Below are 7,996 nucleotides of genomic sequence, written 5' to 3'. Positions count from 1 at the left end.
ATGTCTCAGCGTGCTCGTCTAAAAGCAGATTGGCTAGTACCACTACCAAAAGGTCTAGACAGCAAGAAAGCAATGATGGTTGGTACTGCTGGCTTCACTGGTATGCTGTGTGTTCAAGCACTGCTTGATGCAGGCATCAAACCTGAAAATGGCGAAATCCTAGTAACTGGCGCAAGTGGCGGTGTAGGCTCAGTAGCAGTAACGCTTCTAGCACAGCTTGGCTACAAAGTTGCTGCAGTGACAGGTCGTGTAGAGAAAAACGGCCCGCTACTTGAAAAACTAGGTGCTAGCCGCATCATCGACCGTACTGAATTTGAAGAACCAGCACGTCCACTTGAAAAGCAAGTATGGGCAGGTGCGGTTGATACTGTAGGCAGCAAAGTACTAGCAAAAGTATTGGCGCAAATGGATTACAACAGTGCAGTCGCAGCTTGTGGTCTTGCTGGTGGTTTTGATCTACCAACCACAGTGATGCCGTTCATCCTACGTAATGTTCGCCTACAAGGTGTGGACTCAGTAATGTGCCCAACAGAGAAACGTATCGCTGCATGGGAAAAGCTGGTAGAGCTACTACCAGACAGCTACTTCGAGCAAGCGTGTACTGAAGTTGCTCTTGCTGAAGCACCGAAATATGCAGAAGACATCACCAACGGTCAAGTAACGGGTCGTGTGGTTATCAAGCTATAAATACTGACTCAGTGTAAATAGACGAAGAGCCGGCATTGCTGGCTCTTTTTTGTTAGCAGTTCAGTCCCATATCTTCGATACGTTTAGCTATCAGACGGCTACACTCTTCACGCACAATCGTTCTTAACCATTCTTGAGCGGGAGAATGTTCGCAACGCGCATGCCAAATCATCGAGTATTCAAACGGCGTGAATTGGAATGGTAATGGTTTCACCACCAAGTCATAACGCTCGGCAACCAGATACGCCAAATCCGCTGGTACTGTGATGATAATTGGCAAGGTATCCATGATCGCCAATGCGGCTTCTAAATGATAAGCCCGCAGAACCATTTTACGCTTAGGTTTCTCCATCAAAGCTTGTTCGATCAGTGCCTTAACACCATCACTGATGGCGATCATGGCATGTGGATGACTCAGATAATCATCCAAGCTCATTTCTTTATTCGCTAATGGATGCTGTTTTGAAAGCATACACAGCACCCCCACTCGCCCCAACACTTCACTGCGTAGAGGCTCCACCGGGCCTGTCGGGCGACAAATCGCTAAGTCTGCACCTTCATAAGTGAGCTGATCTGATAAACGGTCGTGTTGCAGTGGTAAGAAGTTGAAAGACACGTTTGGCGCTTCTTGGTAAATTCTCGGCAAAGCGAACGGTAATATCGTTTGCATGGCATAATCGGTGGTCACGATGTTGAAAGTCTGTACGCATTGCAATGGGTCAAACTCAACCGGAGATAACAACTGACGTAAAGACTCTAATGGCTCGCCCAATGAGCGATCGATCTCTAACGCTTTCTGAGTTGGGATCAAATGCTGTCCCTGACGAGTAAACAGCGGGTCTCCCAACAAGTCACGTAGACGACCAAGCACACGACTCATTGCCGATTGACTCAAGTTCAGACGTGTTGCCGCCTTACTGACACTGTTTTCTTCTATCAGTACTCGCAACGCAACCAGTAAATTTAAATCTCGGCGATAGATATCTTCCAGTTCCACGAATTAGCCACTTATTTTGTATGTGTTTGGGTAAATTGTACTCTTTAGGCAAAAAAAATCCCGCCTTTCAGCGGGAAAGCCCAAGAAAAATGGGGATAGTGTCGGAATGAAGTGTCGGTAAAAATAGGTGAGCGTTATTAAAAGCATTCTGATCCAAGCAAGAAGCGCTAATTTTCTTGCTCAGATGCGCCAGACCATCTGCGCATCTCGATCCAAATCCCAATAATAGTGGCAACCATGCCTACTAGAGGCGTCAAAGAGGTGTCAGCTGGCGTCCTGAGTACCAATGCACAAAACGAGATAAAACACAGCACTGAGTAAATCGTAAGTCTGTCTAACGCTGTTAACATTGCCTCTCCCCTGCCAGTTGTTACCAAATTGTTAATTTAAGGTAAAACAAAAAATTCGGTTTGCCAAGTGGTTATTGAATATTTTTTCAACGAAAGTAAAATTCAACGTTCAGTTAGTTACGAGAATCACACTATGAGCTTTAATCCTGAACTGGCAAACAAGACATTAGAGGCGGAAGGACTGCGCTGCCCAGAGCCAGTGATGATGGTCAGGAAGACAATTCGCAACATGCAAGATGGTGAGATTTTGCTGGTCAAAGCAGACGATCCATCCACGACTCGAGACATTCCGAGTTTCTGCCGCTTTATGGACCACCAATTAGTTGCGGCGCAAACGGAGCAAGTTCCGTATCAGTACCTGATCAAGAAAGGATTGGAATAATCTGGTCGAACTAAAAACGGCAGCCTATATTGGCTGCCGTTTGTTTATTCGTCGTATTCGAGTGTGCGAACTTCTGATTGGAGCTTGTTAAGTTGTTTCTTCATTGCCCGCATCTCTTCATGCATAGGAATGATGTGAGCGACACGAATCCACGCTTCTACTGTCAATCCAGTAAGAACGAACGATCCTGCTACAATCGGTAACCACATATCAGTTAGCACCATCGCTAGTAAACACAGCGCTAAACCAAAAGTGAATAAATAACTCTGACTCTTCGGGGACATCCCCATGTAACGTGTAAGCATAAACTTGCCCTCTCGCTATCATTCACACCATTAAACTACCATGACAAGTATGACACTTATATGTCATCCGTCACGCAACGGAACGATTTAGAGTCAGAGTTTGAACTCGCGCAGCACGCCACTAATGATTGATAACTCACATCATTTCACGTGCAAAAAATCAGAACAGTGCAGCCCCTATTGCCAGAGCAATAAACAAAAATGCGGTGATTTTACGGATCAGCCCTAAAGGCATCTTGTCGGCCGACAATTTACCAATCAGGACCACAGGAACATTCGCCAGCAGCATACCGATTGTGGTACCGATAATCACCAAACTTAACGCATCCGCGTATTGCGCCCCTAAGATGGAAGTGGCGATCTGAGTTTTATCGCCTATCTCCGCAACGAAGAACGCGATAAAGCTGGCAATAAATGGGCCTCGATTAGAAATCTGTTCGTCATCATCCAGTTTGTCCGGGATCAGAACCCAAGCCGCCATCGCGACAAAACTGACCACCAGCACCCACTTTAAAATCTCAGGTGATAGATAGTCTGCGACAACCACACCTAACCATGCAGCCAAAGCGTGGTTGGCAATAGTTGCCAAAAAGATTGCTGCAATAATTGGGATTGGTTTTCGGTAACGACTTGCGAGTAATAGAGATAGCAATTGGGTCTTATCGCCAATTTCTGCTAACGCTACAGTAGTAATTGAAATAGCTAAAACGCTCACGACATGCTCATTGGGGCAGGGATTATTATTTTTAACCGAAGACAAACCTCACGCCCCTACCCCGGTTCGTGATGATTTGTCTAAGGTCTTGCTAAACTTGAAAGGCTTCAAGTCTCGAACGCCATGGTGATTTTGCACCAATTATGTTGACGGACGAACCAGATGAAACAGAAACTTCATCAGGTAAGCTACTCCCCAAAGACAGGCGCAATTCTAGCCACCTTTGTTGCGCTTCTCAAGAGCCAAAGCAGGCAAAAACTCCCTTTTAGGAAAAATACAGCAGATAACGCGGTAAAAATTCATTAAAGGAGAAAATCGCCCACGAATTAATCAAGATTAGCTCTACTCCCATGCTCAATATCTGGTTATACTAGATTGTTAATTTATTCAACCGTAATTACTCTTTATCGCCGTTGTTAGAGTTGAAAAACTCGGCATAGATGACGAATTAACGAGTAACAAGAGAATCGCGCGAACCTGACTTATGCAAAAATACGATATCAAAACCTTCCAGGGAATGATCCTCGCGCTGCAGGATTATTGGGCTCAAAATGGTTGTACCATTGTTCAACCGCTAGATATGGAAGTGGGTGCGGGTACCTCTCACCCAATGACCTGTCTACGAGCGCTTGGCCCAGAGCCAATGTCGACAGCTTACGTACAACCTTCACGTCGTCCTACTGATGGCCGTTACGGTGAAAACCCTAACCGTCTTCAGCACTACTACCAATTCCAAGTAGCGCTAAAACCATCGCCTGACAATATTCAAGAGTTGTACCTTGGCTCCCTTGAAGTTCTTGGTATTGACCCTCTTGTACACGACATCCGTTTCGTAGAAGATAACTGGGAAAACCCAACACTAGGCGCATGGGGTCTGGGCTGGGAAGTTTGGCTAAACGGCATGGAAGTGACTCAGTTTACTTACTTCCAGCAAGTTGGTGGTCTTGAGTGTAAGCCAGTAACTGGTGAGATCACTTACGGTATCGAACGTCTAGCAATGTACATCCAAGAAGTAGACTCTGTTTACGACCTAGTTTGGAACATCGCACCAGACGGCAGCAAAGTGACTTACGGTGACATCTTCCACCAAAACGAAGTAGAGCAATCAACTTACAACTTCGAGCACGCAGACGTTGAATTCCTATTTGGCTTCTTCGAACAGTGTGAAAAAGAGTGTAAAGAGCTGCTTGAGCTTGAAAAGCCACTGCCACTACCTGCTTACGAGCGCATTCTAAAAGCGGGTCACGCATTCAACCTACTAGACGCACGTAAAGCGATCTCAGTAACTGAACGCCAACGTTACATCCTACGCATCCGCAACCTGACGAAAGCAGTTGCAGAAGCATACTACGCATCGCGTGAAGCTCTTGGCTTCCCAATGTGTAAGAAAGAACAAGCGTAAGGGGTAGAGTAACATGGCAAAAGAATTTCTAATCGAGCTAGGTACAGAAGAGCTACCACCAACGCAACTTCGCACTCTAGCTGAAGCATTCGCAGCAAACTTCGAAGCAGAACTAAAAGGCGCTGAGCTTGCTCACGAAGGCGTGAAATGGTTCGCGGCACCTCGTCGTCTTGCACTTAAAGTGGCAGCACTAGCAGACAGCCAGTCTGACAAAGTTGTTGAGAAGCGTGGTCCTGCGGTTTCTGCAGCATTTGACGCGGAAGGCAACCCAACAAAAGCGGCTCAAGGCTGGGCACGCGGTTGTGGCATCACGGTTGACCAAGCAGAGCGCATGGTAACAGACAAAGGTGAATGGCTACTGTTCAAACAAGAAGTGAAAGGTCAGCCAACGTCTGAGATCGTAGTTGAACTTGCAGCGAAAGCACTAGCAAACCTACCTATCGCAAAACCAATGCGTTGGGGCAACAAAACGACTCAATTTATCCGTCCAGTTAAGACGCTAACCATGCTAATGGGCAGCGACCTAATCGAAGGCGAGATCCTTGGTGTCGCTTCAGACCGCACTATCCGTGGTCACCGCTTCATGGGTGAGCAAGAGTTCACTATCGATTCTGCTGAGCAATACCCTGCGATTCTAGAAGAGCGCGGTAAAGTAATGGCAGATTACGAAGCGCGTAAAGCAATCATCCTAGCTGACGCACAAAAAGCGGCAGCAGCGGTTGGCGGTATCGCTGATCTAGAAGATGACCTAGTAGAAGAAGTAACGTCTCTGGTTGAATGGCCAGTAGTACTAACAGCGAAGTTTGAAGAAGAGTTCCTAAAAGTGCCTTCTGAAGCGTTGGTTTACACCATGAAGGGTGACCAGAAGTACTTCCCTGTCTACGATGAAAACAAGAAGCTACTACCTAACTTCATCTTCGTATCGAACATCGAATCAAAAGAGCCTCGTTACGTAATCGAAGGTAACGAGAAAGTGGTTCGTCCTCGTCTTGCTGACGCAGAATTCTTCTTCAACACAGACCGTAAGCGTCCGCTTATCGACCGTCTGCCAGAACTAGAACAAGCGATCTTCCAAAAGCAACTGGGTACGATCAAAGACAAAACAGACCGCATCACTGAACTTGCTGGCTACATTGCTGAGCAAATCGGTGCTGACGTTGAGAAGTCAAAGCGTGCTGGTCTACTAGCAAAATGTGACCTAATGACCTCAATGGTATTCGAATTCACGGATACTCAAGGCGTTATGGGTATGCACTACGCTCGCCACGACGGTGAAGCAGAAGAAGTTGCAGTAGCACTGAACGAGCAATACATGCCTCGTTTCGCAGGTGATGAACTGCCATCAAACGGTGTTTCAACTGCAGTTGCAATGGCAGACAAGCTAGACACTATCGTAGGTATCTTCGGTATTGGTCAAGCGCCTAAAGGCAGCGATCCATTCGCACTACGCCGCGCATCTCTAGGTGTACTACGTATCATCGTTGAATACGGCTACAACCTAGATCTTGTTGACCTAGTAGCGAAAGCGAAGTCACTGTTCGGCGACCGCCTAACCAACGACAACGTTGAACAAGACGTTATCGAGTTTATGCTTGGTCGTTTCCGTGCTTGGTACCAAGACGAAGGCTTCAGCGTAGACATCATTCAAGCGGTTCTAGCTCGTCGTCCGACGAAACCAGCAGACTTCGACCAACGAGTTAAAGCGGTTTCTCACTTCCGTGAACTAGAAGCAGCAGAGTCTCTAGCAGCAGCGAACAAACGTGTAGGTAATATCCTAGCGAAATTCGACGGCGAACTAGCAGCAGACATCGACCTAGCACTTCTACAAGAAGACGCAGAGAAAGCACTAGCAGAAAGCGTTGAAGTAATGACTGAAGCGCTAGAGCCAGCATTTGCTACAGGTAACTACCAAGAAGCCCTAAGCAAGCTAGCTGACCTACGTGAACCAGTTGATGCGTTCTTTGATAACGTAATGGTAATGGCAGACGACGAAGCACTTAAGAAGAACCGTCTGACACTACTGAACAACCTGCGTAACCTGTTCCTACAGATCGCAGACATTTCTTTGCTTCAAAAGTAATTCATTACTCTTCGAAGTGATTAAGAAATAAGTAAAAGGGAAGCAGATGCTTCCCTTTTTTGTTGCCTTCAAACCGATGAGGGTGACGCTTATTATTCATTTTGTGAACAAGACTAAAATTTGTAGGGTGAGACGCGTTTAACTTGTTGGTATAGAGCTCGGATTGTAGAGGCACAGTTTTGCTATAACTGGACTGTTTATTCGGGGGAAGGACACAATGAAAAAAACAATTCTCGCACTCTCTATCGGTCTACTGAGCGCCTGCAGCCAGATTCCAGAAAATGCCATCGTATTAAGCGTTGGTGATGATACCGCTGTTTTTGAGGAAAACTCACAGGGCTTACTTGTCGCCGAGCAAAAACTCGAAAAAGGCAGCTACACCTTTACCATTGCCGACAGTAATCAAAGCTGTGGAAGTAGCTTTGCCCTAGCAGAAGAAGATCGCATTAAGTTCAATCGTCCATTAAAAATGGATAATTGCGCCACTGATGCACAAATGCCGCTGCGTATCTTCAAAGCCAATACCTATCAATTTACGCTCAATCCAACCACCAACGAACTGACGGTAAAAATTAAACCAAAACAAAGTCAGGACATCACCTACTCTTGCCCTGTCGCAACTGACACGCCAAAAACCATCAACGTTGCTCAAACCTTTAATGATGGCGCTGTCGTTCGTGATGCCTTAACCGAACAAGAAACCACTGTCGCCAATGGCAGCGTCACCATGCAACCGGGTCCTATGAGCCAAGGTCTATTGCTGCTAGAAGAAGTTGAACAGCAAGCCGACAAACCGTTCAGCTGGGATAACGCAACAGTGTACTTCGTCATGACTGACCGCTTCTACAATGGCAACCCTGACAACGACAACAGCTACGGTCGCAGTAAAGACGGAAAATATGAGATTGGTACCTTCCACGGTGGTGACTTAGCGGGTCTGACGAAAAAACTCGATTACATCGAATCACTTGGTGTGAATGCTATCTGGATAACCTCACCACTGGAACAAATCCACGGCTGGGTTGGCGGCGGCGATAAAGGCGACTTTAAGCACTACGGCTACCACGGCTACTACCAT

The 7,996-nt window shown here is 46.5% G+C and carries 9 protein-coding genes; 5 read left to right on the top strand and 4 right to left on the bottom strand.

The genetic code is table 11. The features are described from left to right. The coding region (locus IQR33_RS20390) for an acryloyl-CoA reductase (RefSeq protein WP_228014032.1) at nt 1–687 on the top strand (687 nt) is incomplete at its 5' end. Between the two features lie 52 nt (nt 688–739). Here the strand turns inward: IQR33_RS20390 and IQR33_RS20385 are convergent. Both IQR33_RS20385 and IQR33_RS20380 read right to left on the bottom strand, forming a co-directional pair. Then, a complete protein-coding gene (locus tag IQR33_RS20385) occupies nt 740–1,684 on the bottom strand; it encodes a LysR family transcriptional regulator (RefSeq protein WP_017821924.1) in 945 nt (314 codons plus the stop codon). 167 nt (nt 1,685–1,851) lie between these two features. Beyond that, a complete protein-coding gene (locus IQR33_RS20380; protein ID WP_005378880.1) occupies nt 1,852–2,034 on the bottom strand; it encodes a hypothetical protein in 183 nt (60 codons plus the stop codon). Between the two features lie 133 nt (nt 2,035–2,167). Here IQR33_RS20380 and tusA point away from each other — a divergent pair, with 133 nt between their 5' ends. Then, complete coding sequence (gene tusA / locus IQR33_RS20375; protein ID WP_005378879.1) at nt 2,168–2,416, top strand: sulfurtransferase TusA; 249 nt, start codon at nt 2,168–2,170, stop codon at nt 2,414–2,416. Between the two features lie 44 nt (nt 2,417–2,460). Here tusA and IQR33_RS20370 read toward each other — a convergent pair whose 3' ends face one another. After that, nucleotides 2,461–2,721 carry a hypothetical protein gene (locus IQR33_RS20370; RefSeq protein ID WP_005378878.1) on the bottom strand — a complete coding sequence of 87 codons (261 nt, stop codon included), beginning with the start codon at nt 2,719–2,721 and terminating at the stop codon, nt 2,461–2,463. A gap of 160 nt (nt 2,722–2,881) precedes the next feature. Beyond that, complete coding sequence (locus IQR33_RS20365; RefSeq protein ID WP_005378877.1) at nt 2,882–3,436, bottom strand: TMEM165/GDT1 family protein; 555 nt, start codon at nt 3,434–3,436, stop codon at nt 2,882–2,884. Nucleotides 3,437–3,920: 484 nt separating this feature from the next. Here IQR33_RS20365 and glyQ point away from each other — a divergent pair, with 484 nt between their 5' ends. From glyQ to IQR33_RS33790, 3 genes are all read left to right on the top strand, one after another. Beyond that, nucleotides 3,921–4,838 (top strand): glycine--tRNA ligase subunit alpha, encoded by a 918-nt coding sequence (glyQ, locus tag IQR33_RS20360; protein ID WP_005383818.1) that lies wholly within the window; start codon nt 3,921–3,923, stop codon nt 4,836–4,838. 13 nt (nt 4,839–4,851) lie between these two features. Continuing rightward, a complete protein-coding gene (gene glyS / locus IQR33_RS20355) occupies nt 4,852–6,918 on the top strand; it encodes a glycine--tRNA ligase subunit beta (RefSeq protein WP_005378875.1) in 2,067 nt (688 codons plus the stop codon). A 217-nt stretch (nt 6,919–7,135) separates the two neighbouring features. Continuing rightward, nucleotides 7,136–7,996, top strand: an 861-nt coding sequence (locus IQR33_RS33790; protein WP_265575801.1) for an alpha-amylase family glycosyl hydrolase, incomplete at its 3' end; no start/stop codon positions are given.

The sequence above is a fragment of the Vibrio sp. OPT46 genome (assembly GCF_015163535.1).
Lineage (GTDB): Bacteria > Pseudomonadota > Gammaproteobacteria > Enterobacterales > Vibrionaceae > Vibrio > Vibrio alginolyticus.
The sequence above is the reverse complement of the archived record's forward strand: the minus strand, read 5'-3'. Positions and strand labels throughout refer to the sequence as shown.